Here is a 19798-nt window from a genome sequence, read left to right on the forward strand (position 1 = left end):
GCCTTATTCGGAGGGCGCCGGTGTCGGTTCGGGACGCGCGGCCTCGGGGCTGACGCGTTCGATGGTGTGGCGCAGCTCGCGGCCCAGGATCACCTTGGCGTCGCGCGCCCACGCATCCAGGCGCGCGTCGAACAGCAGCTTGCTGTGCTCGTCCGGCCACACCAGCTTGAGCTCGCGCAGCTTCTGGATGAAGCCGCGGAACAGCGTCCTGTCGAAGAACTCCGGCGCGGCCGGCGCGTAGAGCAGGCTCAGGCGCTGAGCGGCCTGCTGGCACAGGCTCTCCAGCTCGGCCGCGCCCAGCGTGCCGGGGCCGTTCTTCACCAGCACCGAGATGGCGATGTAATAGCGCTCGAAGGCCTGCTGCAGCGAGTGGCCGATCGCGCGCAGGCGGAACACCTCGTCGGTCTGCCCGGCGTTGCGCTGCAGGACCCCGCCATCGTCGTCGTTGACCCCCGATCCGGTCGGGGGCAGGTTCTGCTCGAGCAGGTGCGCCTCGATGAACACGTCGATGGTGTGCTCGATGCGCGAGGCGAACTCCTCGGCCGTCCACGGCAGGAACAGCTCGGCCTGCAGGAACGGATACAGCTGCTGGCCCAGCGCGATCAGCCGCGACCGCGCCATGCGCCGGTTGTTCTGGAAGCAGCAGGCGATCCACGACGCGGCGGTGAACAGATGCAGCACGTTGTTGCGGTAGTAGCTCAGCAGCACCGCGGTGTCTTCGTCGACCACGTCCAGCACATCGCCCAGCGGATGGGAGATGCGGCGCAGCACGTTGATGTCCAGGCCGTGGGCGATGATCCGCTCGGGGCTGTGCGGGGTGACGGTGACGCGGTCCGAGTACGGCAGGCGCGCCAGCAGGGTCTTGCTCAGCTCGATCTGCGCGATCAGGTCGGCCTCGGCCATGGCGTGCTTGGGCGTGGACAGCAGCGCCAGCGCCAGCAGGTTGATCGGATTGACGTCGGCGGCGGCGTTGACCCGGGTGTTGATGGTGGTGGCCAGCGCATCGACGGTGTCCGACAGCCAGCGCGGCTTGTCGTCCTCGGGCAGCGGCTTGCCGTCCCATTCCGGCGCGTGCCGGGCCAGCATGTCGGTCAGCTCGATCGGCTCGCCGAAGTTCACCACCACCTGGCCGAAGTTGGAGCGCAGCACCTTGGGGATGGACCACAGCAGGCCCCAGATGGATTCCTTCTGCTTGGGCCGGCCGGACAGCTCGTCCAGGTAGCTCTTGCCCTCCATCAGCTTCTCGTAGCCGATGTAGACCGGCTGGAACAGCACCGGCTTGCGCGGCTGGCGCAGGTAGGCGCGCACCGTCATCGAGATCACCCCGCCCTTGGGCGGCAGCAGCCGGCCGGTGCGCGAGCGCCCGCCCTCGACGAAGTACTCGATCGAATAGCCGCCGGCCACCAGCTGGGCCATGTATTCGGTGAACACCGCCGAATACAGCGGGTTGCCGCGGAACGAGCGCCGGGCGAAGAACGCGCCGCCCTTGCGCAGCAGCGTGCCGACCACCGGCAGGTTGAGGTTGATGCCGGCGAAGATGTGCGGCGGCACGATGCCGCGTTCGTACAGCAGGTAGCTCAGCAGCAGGTAGTCCATGTGGCTGCGGTGGCTGGGCACGTAGACGATCTCGTGCCCGGGCGCGGCGTCCTTGAACTTGTCCAGGTGATGCACCAGCACGCCGGCGTAGATGCGGTTCCACACGTGGCTGAGCAGGAAGCTGGCCGAGCGCACCACCGGGTTGGAGTAGTCGGCGGCGATCTCCCAGGCGTAGGCGTGGGCCTTCTTCCACGCCTCCTCGGGCTTGGAGTTGTCGCGGCGCGCCTGGTCGGCGATGGCTTCCTTGACCGGCTCGGCCGCTAGCACCTGGTCCACCAGCAGGCGGCGCGTGGACAGGTCCGGGCCGATCACCGATTCGCGGATGCGGTGGAAGTGCTTGCGCAGCACGCGCGAGAGCTTGCGCACCGTGCGCTCGGGCGGCAGCTGCTCGGCCACCGCGTCGCGCACCGACACCGGCGCGGAGAAGCGCACGATGGTGCTGCGGCCGTTGAGCAGGATCGCCAGCAGGCGGCGGAACCGGCCCACCAGCGCCCAGTTCTCCGAGAACAGCACCGCGAACCAGCCGCTCTGCTTGTCCGGCGCGCGGCCGACGAAGATCGACACCGGCACCAGCTGCACGTCCAGCGCCGGGTTGGTGCGGTGCGCCTGCAGCAGGCGCGCCAGCGAATCGGAGTGGGTCTTGGTGCTGCCGGCCTCGGGGATCAGCGAGCTGGCGATGCGCCGCGACAGGGCCAGGTAGGCGCGCTTGCGCCGCAGCGGGTCGCCCGGCACCGGCAGCGGCAGCAGCGGCGAGGGCAGGCCGGCGGCCTGGCAGGCGCGGTCCAGGATCAGGGCGTTGGACAGGCCGTAGTCTTCCAGCACGTAGCACACCGGCCGGCTGTCCAGCAGCGTGGACGGCGCCTCGGGTTCGATGTCCAGCTCGACCCAGGGGTCGACCACCTTGTGCAGCAGGCGTGCCCACAGCGGGGTCTTGCCGCTGCGGCCGATCGGGGCGGACACCGCCACCGGCAGCTGCGCGGTGGCGGGCGCCGCGGCGTCGGCCGCCTCCGCCGGCGGTGCGTCCTCGCGCTCGGGACGCGGGTCTTCGGGGAAGGGCAGGGGGTTCTGGTCAGGCATCGCGGTCATTATGCCCAATGGCCGTTGCCGGCCCCGGTGACCGTTCCGGCCACCTTGCCGTCCGGCGGCGGTGGCGAGGACGCCGGCGGTGCGGAGGGCGACGGCGCCTCGGGCGCAGGCGCGTTCGGCGCGTCGGGCGCGGTGGGCGCCTGCTGTTCGAGGCGTTTGCGCAGGGCCGCGGCCTGGTCCATGTAGTGGGCCACGTACCAGTGGCCGTCCTGGCGGCGCAGGGTCACGGTCAGCTGGATCGGCTTGCCGGCCAGCGGGTAGGTCACCGCGACCTTGGCCAGGTCGCCCTCCTGGGTGACCTCGCCCACTTCCAGCTTGGCCAGGCTGTCGTCCAGCGACAGGCCGTAGTCGGCCAGCACGCCGCCGAGCGCGGCGAAGAAGGGATCCAGCCGGGTCAGCGCGCCGGCCATCCCGGCCTGGGTCAGGTCGGTCTCCGAATCGATGCCGGTCGCGCGCGCGGCCGGCACCAGGGTGCGCAGGGCGGTGTGGGCGCGGGGGGCGTCGGCCAGCGGGGCGGACTGCGCCCAGGCGGTCAGCGCCGGCACGACCTGGCCGAAGTGCGCGCGCTGGTCGGGGGTGAACTCGCCCTGGCTGCGCACGTACTGGCCGATGAACAGGCCCAGGGTCTGCGCGGCGTTGCGCAGGTCGGTGACCTGGCCGGCGAGGTTGCGGTCGTAGTCGATGCCCAGCTGGCGGTCGGCATCGTTGGCCGACAGCGCGGCCAGCATGGGCACCAGACGTTCGGGCAGGGGCAGTTCGCTCAGCGGCCAGCGGCTGGCGCCGGCGGCCCAGCCGGCGGCGAAGGTCTGGTAGTCCTGGGCGGGCACGGCATCGCGGGCGAAGCCGGCCAGGTCGTACTGGCGCAGCTGTGCGGCCAGGTGACGCACGGTGGCGGCCGGGCCGTCCGGTCGGTCGTCGACCACCGGCTTGGGCGAGCGCTGGCACGCGGCCAGGACGGCCAGGGCACAGGCAAGGACAGCGGCGGGAATGCGCAGGGCCCGAGGCATGGGGGGTTCTCTCCAGGTGGGGGGCATCTTGGCCGCTGCATGTGTCTGCGGGCAACACGCGGGGTGGGGCACGCCCAGAACCTTGCCGTCGCGCGAAGCCGGCCACCCGCCTCGACCCGGCCGGGCGATACGTCGCGTGCTCCTTGTAGAGCGGAGCTTGCTCCGCTGCTCTTCGGCCGATCATCGGGAAAGCCCCAGCGGAGCAAGCTCCGCTCTACAGGCGGTGTCTTGTCCGCTGCCTATCCCAGAAGCCGCGCGGTGTCCGATCTCTCGATCGGCAGAAGGACAAAAAAACAGGCCCGGTCGAATGACGACGCACGGGCCTGGAAAATCCGGGTCGGGCCCGGAGGACATCGGTTGTGGCAACACTCCAGCCCAGGGGCCGGACGGCGCACAGCCTAACCGCTGAATAGAGGCAATGCAATACTTTAAGTATATTTACTTAAGTCATTGTTTTTAAATTGAAATATTCGAGCTAGAGCGCGTGCCGTGGTCGATGTCACAACCCGATTGGTAGTGGGAACGTCTTTCCTCGGACTGAAGGCGCTGCCGGGTCCGCGAAGCTGGCCTGATCCGTAGCGGGCCACGCACATCCACGTGATGTCGAAGGCCTTTGGGGACATCTCCCCCAGCGACTTGCCACTGCTCGATGAGTGCCGCCGTGCCGTCGTCGGCACGGGCCGCGCTCGCCCCCGGTCACGGCCGCGTCATCCCTCGTTGACACCGGTGTCATGTGGTGCTTAATCTCCCGCCGGGGCCTGTTGGGGAACACGGCATGGTGGTCACGGCATCGATGCGGTCGGTGGATCGGGGGAGCTCGGTGTTCCTGGCCGCCGACATTGGCGGGACCCATGCGCGGGTCGCGCTGATGCGCGCGTTGCCCGGCGAGGGCCACCGGCTCGAGACCCTGGCCTACCGCAGCTACCCCTGCGCGCAGTTCCCTTCGCTGGCCGCGCTGCTGCGCGCCTTCCTCGACACCGAGACCCAGCAGCCGGTGCGCCACTGCGTGCTCGCCTGCGCGGGGCAGCTGGTCGGCGAGGAGGTCGTCAACGACAACCTGCCCTGGCCGATCGGCACCGGCGCGCTGCGCCAGGCGCTGGGCCTGGAGCATGTGGCGGTGCTCAACGACTTCGAGGCGCTGGGCTACGCGCTGGAAGGCTTCGCGCAGCAGCGCCGCCATCTGTGTGGGCCGACCGTCGCCAGTGGTGGGCCGGTTCTGGTGATCGGCCCGGGCACCGGCCTGGGCGCGGTCGTCCATCTGCCGGGTGCGGCCGGCGGCGTGGTGCTGACCACCGAGGCGGGGCAGATGGCGTTCGCGGCGCATTCGCTGCGCGAGCGCGCGGTGCTCAGCGAACTGGCGCCGCAGGGCGGCTATGTCGAGGTCGAACGGATCGTGTCCGGGCGCGGGCTGCTGACGCTCTACACGGCGCTGTGCGCGCTGGATGGCGTCGCGCCGCGCCTGCACGCGCCCGAGGCGGTGACCGCCGCCTCGCAGGACGATGCGCAGGCGGCCGAGGCCGTGTCGATGTTCTGCGCCGCGCTCGGTGGCCTGGCCGGCGACCTGGCCCTGGCGTTCATGGCGACCGGCGGGGTGTATCTGGCGGGCGGCTTCCTGTCCTCGATGCAGGCCGAACTGGCGCGCAGCGCCTTCCACCTGCGCTTCCTGCATGGCCGCAGCGCGCGCACCCTGCTGGCGCCGGTGCCGGTGTGGGTGGTCGAGCACGGGCGCAACGGCGTGCTCGGCGCGGCGCGCTGGTATCTGGACAAGGGGCTGCCCGCGTTTCCTTCCGGCGGCCAGGCCGCATGAACGGTCTGCGCGCGGCGCTGCTGCGGCTGTGCATCGCCCTCGGCGGGTGCGCGGCCGGGCATGCCGCCGCCGCGCACGTCGCGACGCCCTGGCCGCTGCTGCCGGCGCCGGCGCAGGTGGTGCCGGCCGGCGCCGGGACGTTCGAGGTCGCCGACGGCGCCGCGCTGGCGGTGGAGGGGGCCGACGCCGGCGACGCGCGCTTCCTCGCCGACCATCTGCTGCAGCTGCTCGAGGCGACCGGTGGCCCGCGCCTGCGCGTGGCCGGCGCGCACGGCGCGGCGCCGGCGATCCGCATCGTCATCGACCCGCGCGCCGCGCTGGACGAGGCCGGCTATCGCCTGCGCATCGAGGCGCAGGGCATCCTGGTCCAGGCGCGCACGCCGCGTGGCGCGTTCTACGGCGAAACCACGCTGTGGCAGCTGCTCACCCCGCCCGGCCACGCGCGCGGTGCGGCGGTGGCGGTGGCGCAGGGCGCGATCGACGATGCGCCGCGCTTCGCCTGGCGCGCGCTGCTGCTCGATTCGGCCCGGCACTATCAGGGCGTGGCCGAGATCGAGCGCCTGATTGATGCCATGGCGCTGGCCAAGCTCGACGTGCTGCTGTGGCACCTCACCGACGACCAGGGCTGGCGCCTGCAGGTGCCTAGTTATCCCGAACTGACGCGCATCGGCGCCTGCCGCCCGGCCGCCGCCGACGGCAGCGAGCCGGCCGACCGCGCCGGCGCCTACTGCGGCAGCTACAGCGATGCGCAGATACGGCAGATCGTGCGCTACGCCGCGCGGCGCTATATCGAGGTCGTGCCCGAGATCGACATGCCCGGCCATGCGCAGGCGGCCATCGCCGCCTATCCGTGGCTGGGCGTCAGCGGGCGCCGCCCGGCGGTGTGGACCGACTGGGGCGTCAGCGCCTGGCTGCTGGCGCCCAACGCGCGGACGCTGCGCTTCGTCGATGCCGTGCTGGCGCATGCGACCCAGCTGTTCCCCTCGCGCTACGTCTCCTTCGGCGGCGACGAGGCCGACCACGCGCAGTGGGACGCCTCGCCTGCGGTGCAGGCGCAGCGGCGCGCGCTGGGGCTGACCGGCAGCGATCAGCTGCAGGGCTGGTTCATGGCGCGGGTCGCCGATCGGCTGCGCCGGCGCGGACGCGTGCCGGTGGGCTGGGACGACGCGGTGGAGTCCGGCGTCGCGCTGCCGGCCTCGCAGGTGGTGATGTCCTGGCACGGCCAGGATCACGAGCGCGTGGCCCTGGCCGCGCTGCGGCAGGGCCACCAGGTCGTGATCGCGCCGCAGGAGTCGCTGTACTTCGATCACGTGCAGTCCGCGCTGGCCGACGAATGGCCCGGCCCGCCGCCGGTGGTGAGCCTGCGCCAGGCCTACGACACCGCGGTGATTCCCGAAGGGGCGAGCGAGGCCGAGGCGCGGCGCGTGCTCGGCGTACAGGGCGCGCTGTGGACCGAGCAGATGCCGAGCTTCGCCCAAGTCCAGCACGCGCTGTTCCCGCGCCTGGCGGCGCTGGCCGAACTGGCCTGGTCGCCGGCGAGCAGCCACGACTGGAATGGCTTCCTGGCGCGCCTGCCGGCGACGCTGGCGCGCGAGCGCGCGCTGGGCATCGCCGATGCGGACAGCGCCTTCGCGCCCGTCATCGCGCTCGAGGCGCAGGCCGATGGACGCGTGCGTGCGGTCGTGTCCAACCAGGTCCAGGCCGGCGCCATCCACTACACCATCGACGGCAGCACGCCCGACGCGCAGGCGCCGCTGTACACCGCGCCGCTGTTGCTCGCCCAGGGCACGACGCTGCGCGTGGCGACCTTCGGCGCGTACGGCCAGTCGCTCACCGGCGTGCGCCGTCAGCAGGTCGAACGGCAGGCGCTGCGCACGCGTGCGGGCAGTGCGCTGGCGACGTGTTCGGGCGAGCCGCCCTCGCGGTTGAGCGGGGCCGTGCGGGCCGGCGCATCGCCGCCGGGGACGGTCTATTCGGTGGACATCGGCAATGCCTGCTGGCGCTGGCCGCAGGTGCCGCTGGACGGCGCGCGCCGCGTGGCGCTGGCGGCCGGGCGCGTGACCTGGCGCTTCGGCGACGAGGCCAAGGGCGCGGTGGTGCGGCGCCGGCATAGCCCCGACGGCGAATTCGAACTGCATACCGGCGGCTGCGATGGTCCGCTGCTGGCGCGTCTGCCGCTGGACCACAAAGCGCAGTCCTCCGGACTGGCGCTGCTGGAGGCCGACCTGGTCCTCCCCGATGCCGGTCGCCAGGACCTGTGCATCTTCGCCACGGGCGATCCGCGCCTGGGCCAGTGGGCGCTGGCCAAGATCCTGTTCTCCGGATAACGGGTCCCACGCGCGGCGCACGCCGCGCCGCAGTCGCGCCGTTCGCGCGCGGCCAGAGGCAAGCCAGGACTTCCATCGTCTCCCGCGCAGGACTGCGCGACCCGGTCCCTCCCATCCCTGCAGTACCTCGGCTTCCTGGCGCCTGCCAAGCCACCATCACGAGGTCAATGCTCATGTCCACCGCTCACCGCATCCATCCGCTGGCCATCGCCGTCACCCTGTCCCTGTTCGCCGCGCTGCCGGCCGCGGCCGTTACGGCACCGACCGATCCCGCATCAGGCGAACAGGACACGCGCAGCGACGCCACGCAGGCCACAACGCCCGCGTCAACGCGCAAGTCCACCCAGGACCAGGACGGCAAGAATCCCGACGTCACCAACTTCACGGCGGTCACCGTCACCGGCGTGCGCGAGTCGCAGGCCCATGCCATCGACGTCAAGCGCGACGCCGCCAACATCCAGGACAGCATCACCGCCGAGAACATCGGCGCGCTGCCGGACACCACCATCACCGACTCCCTGCAGCGCATCACCGGCGTGCAGATCAACCGCGACGCCGGCGTGGGCACCTCGGTGGACGTGCGCGGCCTGCCGCAGGTGGGCACCATGCTCAACGGCGAGGTGTTCATCACCGCCGACCAGATCGACTCGCAGCAGCCGGACTTCACGATGCTGCCCTCGACGCTGTTCCAGGGCGTGGACGTGGTCAAGTCGGCCACCGCCAACGAGACCGCCTCGGGCATCAGCGGCGCGATCGACCTGCACACCTACCGGCCCTGGGACCTGCCCAGCGGCTTCACCTACAGCTACTCGGCCAATGGCGAGCGCGGCACCAGCAGCCGGCGCTGGGGGCCTGAGGCCAACGGGCTGATCTCCTACAACGACGACCATCACTGGGGCGTGCTGGCGTCGGTCGACTACTCGGACACCACGCGCTCGAACTCGCGCGAGGGCCTGGACCAGTACGGCGTGGTGCTCAACGGCGAGAACGCGGCCAGCGCCGGCGGCTACAACGGCTTCCTGACGCCGTGGAACGGCGCGCCGATTCCCTCGCAGATCGTGCAGAACGCCGACGGCACCGTGGACGTCAACGGCGACGGCAAGTCCAACGGCGTGTTCATGGGCAGTCAGGACATCAACCTGTGGCAGCAGTCCACGCGGCGCAAGCGCAAGTCCGGCAACCTGTCCTTCCAGGCCGACCTGGGCGGCGGCTTCAACCTGACCAGCGACTTCTTCTACTCCCAGCAGCACGAGTGGAACACCATCGCCGGCATCCAGTTCAACTCGACCAACTGGCAGGGCGCCACCTACGTGCCCAATGTCTCGCGCGACACCGGGCGCGCGGTCGCCGGCGCCTACGGCACGCCGGATCCGGACTGGGCCGGTTCGCAGATGTACACCACGCAGGTGTATCAGAAGTGGCCGGGCGATGTGGAGTCGTTCTCGGAGATCGCGCAGAAGGACTCGATCGCGCGCAACTTCAACCTGCAGCTGGACTACGACAACGGCGGGCTGTTCACCGGCAGTCTGCGCGGCCTGCATGCCAGCGCCACGCAGTCCAGCATCGAGACCGACGTCAACATCTCCAACTCCGACGGCGCGCTGTGGCCCAACCATCTGATGGACGGCGTGCCCGACGATGCGGTACCGCCGGGCACGATGGTCTACCCGGCGCAGCTGGGGGGCAACCGCGTGTTCAACAGCAACGGCATGCCGCAGAACACGGTGCCGGTGCTGGCCGACTTCCGCGGGCGCTACCTGAAAATGGGCCTGCCGCAGGGGCTGGCCGACCAGTTCGCCAACCCGTACGGCTGGTCGCTCAAGACGCTCGAATCCTCGGGCGACTACGACCGCCAGGTCGCGCTCAACGCGCTGCGCTTCGACGGCAAGCTGCACTTCAACGATGGCCTGGTGCTGCAGTTCGGCGTGCGCAACAGCATCCGCAATGCGGGCAACCGGGGCTGGACGCTGGAGGCGCCGGTCTACGCGGGCATGGGCGCCAGCGATCCTAACGGCTGCCTGGTGCGCTACGTCGGCGCCGATGTGGTGCTGGACAGCGGCGCGTGTACCGCCGGCAACGACCAGGGGTACTTCCGCGCCGGTTCGCTGTCGGCGCTGCAGATGCCGCTGACCGCCGCACCGCTGTCGCGGGCGTGGAAGAAGTACAACAACCTGCTCGGCTCTGGGCTCAACTTCTGGGCGATCAACCCGGATTCGATGATCAACCCGCTCGACTACTGGCAGTCGCTGTATCCGGGTACGGTCAAGGTGGGCGAGCCCGGCACCACCTGGGACGTGGGCCTGCACGAACTGTCCAGCTATCTGCAGCTGGACTTCGGCGGCGACCTGGGCCAGATGCCGTACAGCGGCAACGTCGGCGTGCGCGTGGTGCGCACCGGCTTGAACGTCACCCAGTACCTCGGCGGCGCGCCGGGCGCCTATGGCGACGAGCCGGTCTTCGCCGGCACCGAGACCACCCATCGCAGCTATACCGACGTGCTGCCGGCGGCCAACTTCTCGCTGGACATCACCGAAGGGCTGAAGCTGCGCCTGGCCTACTCCAAGAACATGATGCCGCTGGACCTGAGCACCTGGGGCGGCGGGCTGCAGCTGGACTACTCGCTGATGGAGACGCCGGACGGGGCGATCTTCCGCGTCTCCAGCGGCCAGTCCAGCGGCAACCCCGATCTCAAGCCGTGGCGCTCGAGCAACTACGGTGCCTCGCTGGAGTACTACATCAACGCCAGCAGCATGCTCAGCCTGGCGCTGTTCCGCATCAACATGGAGAGCTTCATCAAGAACGGTTCGGTGACCAACTGCACCCTGCCCGACGAGGACGGGGTGGTGCGCAACCACTGCATCGTGATCACCGAGCCGGTGCAGGGCTCGGGCAATAGCATCCAGGGCGCCGAGTTCGACTACCGCCAGGGCTTCACCTTCCTGCCGGGCCTGCTGGCCAACACCGGCGTGGAGGTCAATGCGACCTATGCGCCCAGCGATTCGGGCGAGCGCGACCTGGCCGGCAAGAAGATCCCGTTCCAGGACAACTCGACCAAGTCCGGCAACCTGATCCTGTGGTACCAGGACGGCGCCTTCCAGACGCGCCTGGCCTACAACTACCGCTCGCGGCGCGCGGTGGGCGACAGCATCGGCGGCATCACCGGCATGGAGCTCTACGAGGCGCCGCAGAAGTACCTGGACGCCTCGGTGTCCTACAAGCTGAGCAAGTACGCCGAGCTGGTGATCAACGCCACCAACCTCACCAACGAATACCAGAAGTACTACCTGGTCTGGCCCGACCAGCCGGCGCATTCCAACTTCTCCGAGCGGATGTTCACCTTCGGCGTGCGCGGCCAGTGGTGAGCGCACGCGTCGCGCATGGCGCGAGGCGCTGCCGGCTCGCGGGCCGGCAGCGGGAAACGGGAAGGCCCAAGATCTGGAAGAGGTGATGCATGCAGGACCACAACGCGCCCCAGGCGGGGCAGGGCGGCGGCTTCCACCGCTCCATCGGCCTGTTCTCGGGCACCGCGCTCAACATGACCCAGATGTGCGGCGTCGGGCCGTTCATCACCATCCCGCTGATGGTGGCCACGCTGGGCGGCCCGCAGGCGGTGGTCGGCTGGATCGCCGGCGCGCTGCTGGCGGTGGCCGACGGCCTGGTCTGGGCCGAGCTCGGCGCGGCCATGCCGGGCTCGGGCGGTACCTATGTCTATCTGCGCGAGGCGTTTCAGTACCGCAGCGGCAAGCTGATGCCGTTCCTGTTCATCTGGACGATGCTGCTGGCGATCCCGCTGCTGATGTCCACCGGCATCATCGGGCTGGTGCAGTACCTGGGCTACTTCCTGCCCGGGCTGGGCTGGTGGCCGGCGCATCTGATCGGGCTGGCGGCCACGGCGCTGGTGGTCTGGCTGCTGTACCGGCGCATCGAGTCGGTGCGGGCGATCACCGTCGGGCTGTGGGTGATCATGCTGGTCGCGGTGGCCGGCGTGGCGGCGGCGGGGTTCTCCGACTTCGATCCGGCCCATGCATTCGGCTTTCCGCCCGATGCCTTCGGCCGGCGCTTCTTCCTGGGCCTGGGCGCGGGGCTGGTGATCGGCATCTACGACTACCTGGGCTACAACACCACGGCCTATCTGGGCGATGAGCTGCGCGATCCGGGCCGCACCATGCCCGGCTCGATCATCATCTCGGTGGTGGCGATGATGCTGATCTATCTGGTGCTCAACATCAGCGTGCTCGGCGCCGCGCCCTGGCAGGAGATCGCGCGGTCCACCTCGGTGGCCTCGCTGGTGGTGGAGCGCAGCTGGGGCCATCTGGCGGCCGCGGTGATGACGGTGCTGATCGTGGTGACGGCCTTCGCCTCGGTGTTCACCGGGCTGCTCGGCGGTTCGCGCGTGCCGTTCCAGGCGGCGCAGGACAAGGTGTTCCTGGCGGTGTTCGGGCGCCTGCATGCACGCCATGGGTTCCCGCACGTGGCCTTGCTGGTGATGGGCGTGGTGACCGCGGTCGGCACCTTCTTCGACCTCAGCGAGGTGATCAACATGCTGCTGACCGCGACCATCCTGGTGCAGTCGCTGGCGCAGATCGCCGCGCTGGTGATCCTGCGCCGGCGCCAGCCGGGCCTGAAGCGTCCCTATCGGCAGTGGCTGTATCCGCTGCCGTGCGTGGTCGCGGCGGCGGGATGGATCTTCGTCTACGTGTCGGCCTCGACGCTGTCGCTGCTGCTGTCCAGCGCGTGGATCCTGGCCGGCATCGTCGCCTTCCTGATCTGGGCCAGGAAGACGGCGTCGTGGCCGTTCGCGCCGCTGCGCATCGAAGAACGCTATCTGGAGGAGCACTGAGCCATGCGACAGACCTGCAGGCACCTGCTGTGGTGGATGCTGGCCGCGGCCTCGACGGCCGGCGCGATCACGCCGTATTCCCCCACGACCGTTGGAGCGGACGCCGGGACCGTCACCCGCATCGCCCACTGGCAGATCCAGGACAGCACCAAGGCGCAGCAGCGCGGCGAGGAGATCTCGGCCGCCGACTTCTCCACGCAGGGCTGGTACGCGGCCAGTGCGCGCGCCACGGTGATGGCCGCGCTGCTGGAGAACGGGCTGTATCCCGATGTCTTCCATAGCGACAACCTGACCGCGGTGCAGGTGCCGGACGGCTCGGGCAATCTGGTGGTGACGCCGTGGTGGTACCGCAGCGAATTCGTCCTGGGCGCACGCATGCCTGGGCAGCGCACGCGGGTGCGCACCAACGGCGTGATCGCCGCGGCCGACCTGTGGGTCAACGGTCATCTGGTCGCCGACCGCAGTGCCATCGCCGGCGCCTATCCGGTCAACGAATTCGATGTCACGCCGTGGGTGCACGCCGGCCGCAACGTGATCGCCCTGCGCGTGCATCCGGCCGATCCGCGCCAGAGCCTGAGCATCGGCTGGGTGGACTGGAACCCCACGCCGCCGGACAACAACATGGGACCCTGGCGCGGCGTGGACATCATGCAGAGCGGGCCGGTGGCGCTGGGCGACCCGCAGGTCGAAACCGTTCTGTCCGACGACCACGCCCGCGCCGCGCTGACCGTGCGGGTGGAGGCGCGCAACCTGGATACGGTCGCCCATGAAGTCACGGTCAGCGGGCGCGTGGCCGACGTGCCTCTGACGCGCACCGTCACGCTGGCGCCCGGCCAGGTGCAGGAGGTCACCTTCGCGCCCGATGACACGCCCGGCCTGGTGCTGGCGCATCCGCGCCTGTGGTGGCCGGCCGGCATGGGCGAGCAGCCGCTGTACGCGCTGGCACTGCGCGCGGCGGTGGGTGGGGCGGATTCGGATCGGGCGGCGACCGCCTTCGGCATCCGCAGCGTGGTGTCCGACCTCACCGCCGAGGGCTACCGGCGCTTCTCGATCAACGGCCAGCCGCTGCTGATCCGCGGCGCGGGCTGGGCGCCGGACATGTTCCTGCGCGACGACCCGGCGCGGCTGGAGACCGAGTTCGCCTACGTGCGCAACCTGGGCCTCAACACGCTGCGCACCGAGGGCAAGCTGGAGGACCAGCGCTTCTACGAACTGGCCGATCGCGACGGCCTGCTGATCCTGGCCGGCTGGGAGTGCTGCGACATGTGGGAGTCGGCGGCGCAGACCGGCGGCGTGCCCTGGGAGGCGCACGACTTCGACGTGGCGCAGGCCTCGATGGCCACCGAGGCGCGGCTGCTGCGCAACCATCCGTCGGTGATCGGCTTCCTGATCGGCAGCGACAACGCGCCGCCGCCGAAGCTGGCCAGGCTGTACCTGGATGCGCTGCATGCGGCGCACTGGTCGCTGCCGGTGATCTCGGCCGCCGCCGACAAGCCCGCCGAGGGCCTCGGCCCGTCCGGCATGAAGATGGCCGGACCCTACGACTGGGTGCCGCCGGCGTACTGGTATGCCGACAAGCTGGGCGGGGCGTTCGGCTTCGATTCGGAGGTCAGCGCCGGCGCGGACATCCCGCGCATGGAGGACTTGCAGCACATGCTGTCGGAGCAGGAGCAGGAGGCGCTGTGGAAGCTGCCTTTGCAGCGGCAGTACCACGCCTCGGCCGCCTGGTCGCCGTTCGCAGTGCTGACGCTGTTCGACCAGGCGCTGGCGCGTCGCTACGGCGCGCCGAGCGGGCTGGCCGACTACGTGGCCAAGGCGCAGCTGGACAACTACGACAACACCCGCGCGCAGTTCGAGGCGTTCAATGCGAGGATGGACGCCGACCATCCGGCCACCGGCGTCATCTACTGGATGCTCAACAACGCCTGGCCGTCCTTGCACTGGCATCTGTACGGCTATGATCTGCATCCCGCCGGCGCCTACTTCGGCGCCAAGAAGGCCAACGAGCCCTTGCACATCCAGTACGCCTACGACTCGCGCGAGGTGGTGTTGGTGAACCACACGCTGCGCCAGGTCGAAGGCCTGCGCGCCACGCTCCGGGTGCGTGATCTGTCCGGTGCGGTGCGTTACCAGCGCCAGGTGGACGACATCGCGCTCGCGGGCAACCGCACGCGCCGCATCGCCACGCTGCCGCCGCCCACCGGCCTGTCCACGACCTACTTCGTCGAACTGGATCTGGCCGCCGCCGACGGCGCCGCGCTCGGGCGCAACGTGTACTGGCTGTCCACCCGCGCCGATGTGCTCGACTGGGAGCATTCCAACTGGTACGCCACCCCGTCCAGCCAGGACGCCGACCTGCGCGGCCTGTCGACGCTGCCCCAGGTGTCCTGCCAGGTCGAGGCGGTGAGCCGGCGCGAGGGCGATCAGGAGCTCACCACCGTGACGCTGTCGCTGCCCGCCGGGGCGGCCGGTCCGGCGGTGTTTCAGCACCTCGCCCTGCGCGATGCCGCCGGCCAGCCGCTCGTGCCGGTGCTGTGGGATGACAACGACGTCACCCTGTGGCCGGGCGAATCGCTCGTCCTGCACGCGCGCCATCCGCGCGCCGCGGCCGCGGCCGTCGTCGAGATCGAAGGCTGGAACAGCCCGCTCGCCCGCCTGCCCCAGGCCGCACCGGCCGCCACGCATTGAACATGGGCGGACCGGCGGCACGGGTCACCATCAACGACGTCGCCCGCGCCTCGGGCACGTCGAAGAAGACCGTCTCGCGCGTGCTCAACGACGAGCCCAACGTGCGCGAGGTGGTACGCGCGCGCGTGCTGGCGGCGATCGCCGAGCTCGGCTATCACCCGCTCGCCTCGGCGCGCAGCCTGGCCACCAACCGCTCGTTCACGGTGATGCTGCTGTACGACAACCTCTCGCCCAGCTACATCATGGAAGTGCAGGCCGGCGTGCTGCAGGCCTGCCAGGCGCAGGACTACAGCATGATGGTGCAGCCGCTGGCCTACCCCGCGCCGGAGCTGGTCGAGCGCGTGCAGCACCTGCTCTCGCGCCATCGGCCCGACGGCCTGATCCTCACCCCGCCGCTGACCGACCATCCGCAGCTGCTGGCGCATCTGCGCGCCACCGGGCTGCCGTTCGCCTCGATCGCGCCGGGCGACCCGCAGGGCTGCATCGGCGTCATGCTGCGCGAGCGCGAGGCGGCCGCGGAGATGGTCGATCACCTGGTGGCGCTGGGCCACCGGCGCATCGCCCACATCATCGGCGATCCGCGCCACGGCGCCGGAGTCTGGCGCCTGGCCGGCTTCCGCGATGGCATGCAGCGCGCGGGCCTGGAGGAACGCGCGGACTACATGGTGCAGGGCCGCTTCTCCTTCGAATCCGGCGTGGCCGCCGCGCGCCGCCTGCTGGCGCTGGCCGAGCGGCCCAGCGCGATCTTCGCCGCCGACGACGACATGGCCACCGGTGCCATCTGGGCCGCCGCCGAGGCCGGCGTGTCGGTGCCGCGCGAGCTGTCGATCTGCGGCTTCGACGACACCAACATCGCCACCCAGATCTGGCCGCCGCTGACCACCATCCACCAGCCGGTACGCGAGATGGGCCAGTGCGCCACCGACCAGCTGCTGCTGCACATCCAGGGCCGCGAAGGCGCCAGCATGGTCGAGGTGGGCTACCAGATGCGTCTGCGCGCCTCGACCGCGCCGCCGCCGGACGCGTCCGGCTCCGACCCACGCTCCCGCCAGTGACCGCCGCCATGTCCGATCAGCCCGCATCGCCCCGCGCCTTCCACTTCATCTCCGGCCTGCCGCGCTCGGGCAGCACGCTGCTGGCCGCCATCCTCAACCAGAACCCGCGCTTCAGCGCCGGCATGACCAGCCCGCTGGCCGACATCATGGGCCTGGTGATGGCCGAGGCCAGCAGCCGCAACGACTTCGCCTTCGACGTCAGCGATGCGCAGCGCGCCGCGCTGCTGCGCGGGCTGGTCGAGAACTTCTACAGCGTCAATGCGGCGCCGCAGGTGGTGTTCGACACCAGCCGGCTGTGGTGCAGCCGCATGGGGCTGCTGGCCACGCTGTTCCCCGGCGCGCGGGTCATCGCCTGCGTGCGGCCGCTGGCCTGGGTGCTGGACAGCATGGAGCGCCTGGTGCGCGCCCAGCCGCTGAGCGTCAGCAAGGTCTTCCGCTACGACACCAACACCACGGTGTACTCGCGCGCGGAGGCGCTGACCGACCCGCGCGGCATGGTCGGCTTCGCCTTCCAGGCCACCAAGGAGGCCTTCTACGGGCCGCATGCCGCCCAGCGCCTGATGTTGCTCAACTACGACACGCTGGCGCGCGATCCGGGCACGGCGATGCGCGCGGTGTATGCGTTCCTGGGCGAGCCGTGGTTCGAGCACGACTTCGACCATGTGCACTACAGCGCCGACGAATTCGACGCCCGCGTCGGCATGCCCGGCCTGCATGCGGTCAAGCCGAAGATCCAGGCGATCGAGCGCACGCCGGTGCTGCCGCGCGAGATCTTCGCGCGCTTCGCCAACGAGTCGTTCTGGCTCGACCCCCGGAACAACCTCAACCAGGTCCAGGTGGTCTGAAGGCCGCGCGCCGCCGCGGCGGCGCGATTCCAGGTGACGTGATTGCGGTGCAGCGTGCCGTTGCGGCGCGCCCGCACCGGGCGACGATTACGCGGTCTGCTGCGCGGCGAGGATCTGCTGCTGGATCGCCTCGGCCGCCGCGCGCGGATCGCTGGCCTGGCGGATCGGCCGGCCGACCACGATGGCATCGGCGCCGGCGGCGAAGGCCTGCGCCACGTCCAGCACCCGCTTCTGGTCGCCCACCGCGCTGCCGGCCGGGCGGATGCCGGGGCAGACGATGTCGAAGCCGGCGCCGGCCGCCGCGCGCACCGGCGCGGCCTCCAGGCCCGAGCAGATCACCCCGTCGATGCCGGCGGCCTGCGCGGCCAGCGCGCGCTGCACCACCACCGCCTGCGGATCGGCGTCGATGCCCATCGCGGCCAGGTCGCCGCGGTCCATCGAGGTCAGCACCGTCACCGCCAGCAGGCGCAGCTCTCCGCGGCGCGCCTGCGCGGCGGCCTGCATCATCGGCGCGTGCCAGCCGTGGATCGTGGCGAAGGTCACCGGCCAGCGCGAAAGCCCGGCGATCACCCCGGCCACCGTGGCCGGGATGTCGAAGAACTTCAGGTCGACGAAGATCTTCTTGTCGCGCCTGGCCAGCGCGTCGAGCACGCTGAAGTAGTCGCCCGAGGCCAGCAGCTCCATGCCGATCTTGTAGAAGCTCACCGCATCGCCCAGGCGATCGACCCACTCCAGCGCCTGGGCGCCGGTGGGTTCGTCCAGGGCGACGATCAGGCGCTCGCGCGGGGCCAGCTGCAGCGCGCTCATGGCGCCACGTCCAGCTGCGCGCGCTTGGCGGCGCGCCGCGCCTCGCGCGGTTGCTGCCAGTCGTTGTTGAACAGCGCCGGCTCCCACGAGCCGTAGGTCGGTCCGGCCAGCATCCACCAGCGCTCGCCGAACCAGTCGCGGTACTGCATCAGCAGCTTCTCGCGGTCGGCCTGCGTGTTGGCCACCACCTGCACGAAGTCGCCCAGCTGGTCGCCGAACTGCATCAGCACGCGGTAATGCTGCCCGGCCAGCTTGCGCCGGCAGTTCTTCTCGGTGCCGTTCTGCTCGCAGCCCGGCACATTGGTGCCCAGGCCCAGGAACACGCTGTCGTCGGCCACCGGCAGGCCGACCGCCTTGAGGTTGGCGATGGTGGCGTCCTTGAGGTGCACGGCGCGGTTGGAGACGTACAGCAGGGTCACGCCCTTGGCGTTGGCGGCCTTGGCGAAGTCGACCACGCCCGGCACGGCCTTGGCCTTCTTCTCGGCCACCCAGCGGTCCCAGCTGACCTCGTCGTACTCGGCGTTGTCGCGGATCAGGCGCGCCTGGTAGGGCGAGTTGTCCAGCACGGTCTCGTCCACGTCCAGGATCACCGCCGGCTTCAGGCCGGTGGCGGCGTTGCCGCGCTCCTCCGGCACCAGCGCGTCCCAGTGCTTTTCCTTCAGCGCGGCGTCCAGGTGGTCGGCGGCGGCGCGATAGGTCTGGATCGACAAGGCCTGGTATTCGACCGAACGCTGCACCCACAGCACCGCGTTGAGGTTGTCGTCGGCCGGCGCGGTGGGCGTGGTCGGCACGGGCTGGGTCCCCGCGGCGGTGGCCGGGGCCGGCGTGGAGGCGGCCGGTGCGGCGGCCGGTTCGGTGCGCTTGCAGGCGGCCAGGGCCAGCACGGTGCAGAGGCTCAGGAGCAGCGGTCGGGTTGCGGTCACGTGGGAGGGATCGACGCGAAGGAGACCGGCAAGTTTACCGGCTGGCGGTGACAGCCTCACTTCGGCGCCGGCCGCGTGCGGCGGCTATCCTTGCCGGCCCCTTGAACCGTTCCCAGGTGCCTTGTGACCGATGCCGCCGACCTGCCCGTGCTCGACACCGCCCAGGCCCGCCTGCTTGGCTGCCTGATCGAGAAGGAGGCCACCACGCCGGATGTCTACCCGCTGACGGTCAATGCCGCGGTCTCGGCCGCCAACCAGAAGACCGCGCGCGATCCGGTCATGAACCTGCAGGCCGGCGCCGTGCAGCACGCGCTGCGCGCGCTGGAGGCGCTCGGCCTGGCGCGCCAGCAGTTCTCCTCGCGCGCCGAGCGCTACGAACACCTCACCGGCAAGGCCTTCAGCCTGCCCAACCAGCAGGTCGCGCTGCTCGGCCTGCTGCTGCTGCGCGGCCCGCAGACCGCGGGCGAGCTGCTGGCCCGCGCCGAGCGCCTGGCCTCGTTCGCCGATGCCGAGGACGTGCGCCATCACCTCGAGCGCCTGGCCCATCGCGCGCCGGCACTGGTGGTGCAGATCCCCCGCGGTCCGGGCCAGCGCGAGGACCGCTGGATGCACCTGCTGGCAGGCCCGGTGGACGTGGCGGCGATCAGCGCGCGCCTCGCCAGCGGCGCGGCCGGCGAGGGCGCGCCCAGCGCGCTGGAGCACCGCATCGCCGAGTTGGAGGCGCGCGTGGCCGACCTCGAGGCGCGCCTGGCGCAGCTGCAGCCGGCCGGGCCTGCGGTGCCTCAGCTGTCCTGAGCGCGCCGCCTTCGGCGTGACA

General features: G+C 70.9%; 12 protein-coding genes. 8 read left to right on the forward strand and 4 right to left on the reverse strand.

The annotated features are described in order from the left end of the window. Positions 1-3: 3 nt before the first annotated feature. Both plsB and MWN52_RS01735 read right to left on the reverse strand, forming a co-directional pair. Entirely contained in the window at positions 4-2682 is a 2679-nt protein-coding gene (gene plsB, locus MWN52_RS01730; protein WP_286576294.1) for a glycerol-3-phosphate 1-O-acyltransferase PlsB, read from the reverse strand. Then, a complete protein-coding gene (locus MWN52_RS01735) occupies positions 2682-3689 on the reverse strand; it encodes a hypothetical protein (protein WP_286576295.1) in 1008 nt (335 codons plus the stop codon). Before MWN52_RS01735 ends, plsB begins: the two co-directional genes overlap by 1 nt. A gap of 775 nt (positions 3690-4464) precedes the next feature. Here MWN52_RS01735 and MWN52_RS01740 point away from each other — a divergent pair. The 7 genes from MWN52_RS01740 to MWN52_RS01770 all read left to right on the forward strand — a co-directional run bounded on the left by MWN52_RS01740 (position 4465) and on the right by MWN52_RS01770 (position 17251). Then, complete coding sequence (locus tag MWN52_RS01740) at positions 4465-5496, forward strand: glucokinase (protein WP_286576296.1); 1032 nt, start codon at positions 4465-4467, stop codon at positions 5494-5496. Then, positions 5493-7823 carry a beta-N-acetylhexosaminidase gene (locus MWN52_RS01745; protein ID WP_286576297.1) on the forward strand — a complete coding sequence of 777 codons (2331 nt, stop codon included), beginning with the start codon at positions 5493-5495 and terminating at the stop codon, positions 7821-7823. Before MWN52_RS01740 ends, MWN52_RS01745 begins: the two co-directional genes overlap by 4 nt. Before the next feature lie 173 nt (positions 7824-7996). Beyond that, a complete protein-coding gene (locus tag MWN52_RS01750; RefSeq protein WP_286576298.1) occupies positions 7997-11185 on the forward strand; it encodes a TonB-dependent receptor in 3189 nt (1062 codons plus the stop codon). Between the two features lie 89 nt (positions 11186-11274). Beyond that, positions 11275-12663: an APC family permease gene (locus MWN52_RS01755; protein WP_286576300.1), complete on the forward strand. Its 1389-nt coding sequence runs from the start codon at positions 11275-11277 to the stop codon at positions 12661-12663. Between the two features lie 3 nt (positions 12664-12666). After that, on the forward strand, positions 12667-15351 hold the full coding sequence (locus MWN52_RS01760; RefSeq protein ID WP_286576302.1) for a glycoside hydrolase family 2 protein: 2685 nt from the start codon (positions 12667-12669) through the stop codon (positions 15349-15351). 2 nt (positions 15352-15353) lie between these two features. Then, entirely contained in the window at positions 15354-16406 is a 1053-nt protein-coding gene (locus MWN52_RS01765; RefSeq protein WP_130534943.1) for a LacI family DNA-binding transcriptional regulator, read from the forward strand. Positions 16407-16414: 8 nt separating this feature from the next. After that, positions 16415-17251, forward strand: a complete 837-nt coding sequence (locus tag MWN52_RS01770) for a sulfotransferase family protein (protein ID WP_130534944.1) — start codon at positions 16415-16417, stop codon at positions 17249-17251. Between the two features lie 87 nt (positions 17252-17338). Here MWN52_RS01770 and pyrF read toward each other — a convergent pair whose 3' ends face one another. Together pyrF and MWN52_RS01780 are read right to left on the reverse strand one after the other, a co-directional pair. Next, on the reverse strand, positions 17339-18058 hold the full coding sequence (pyrF, locus tag MWN52_RS01775) for an orotidine-5'-phosphate decarboxylase (protein ID WP_130534945.1): 720 nt from the start codon (positions 18056-18058) through the stop codon (positions 17339-17341). Further along, entirely contained in the window at positions 18055-18981 is a 927-nt protein-coding gene (locus tag MWN52_RS01780) for a 5'-nucleotidase, lipoprotein e(P4) family (RefSeq protein ID WP_286576303.1), read from the reverse strand. The genes pyrF and MWN52_RS01780 overlap by 4 nt, the downstream gene beginning before the upstream one ends. Positions 18982-19104: 123 nt before the next feature. On the opposite strand from MWN52_RS01780, the gene MWN52_RS01785 reads away from it, so the two are divergent. Next, complete coding sequence (locus tag MWN52_RS01785; RefSeq protein ID WP_286576304.1) at positions 19105-19776, forward strand: YceH family protein; 672 nt, start codon at positions 19105-19107, stop codon at positions 19774-19776. Positions 19777-19798: the final 22 nt, after the last annotated feature.

This window comes from Pseudoxanthomonas winnipegensis (assembly GCF_030322905.1).
Lineage (GTDB): Bacteria > Pseudomonadota > Gammaproteobacteria > Xanthomonadales > Xanthomonadaceae > Pseudoxanthomonas_A > Pseudoxanthomonas_A winnipegensis.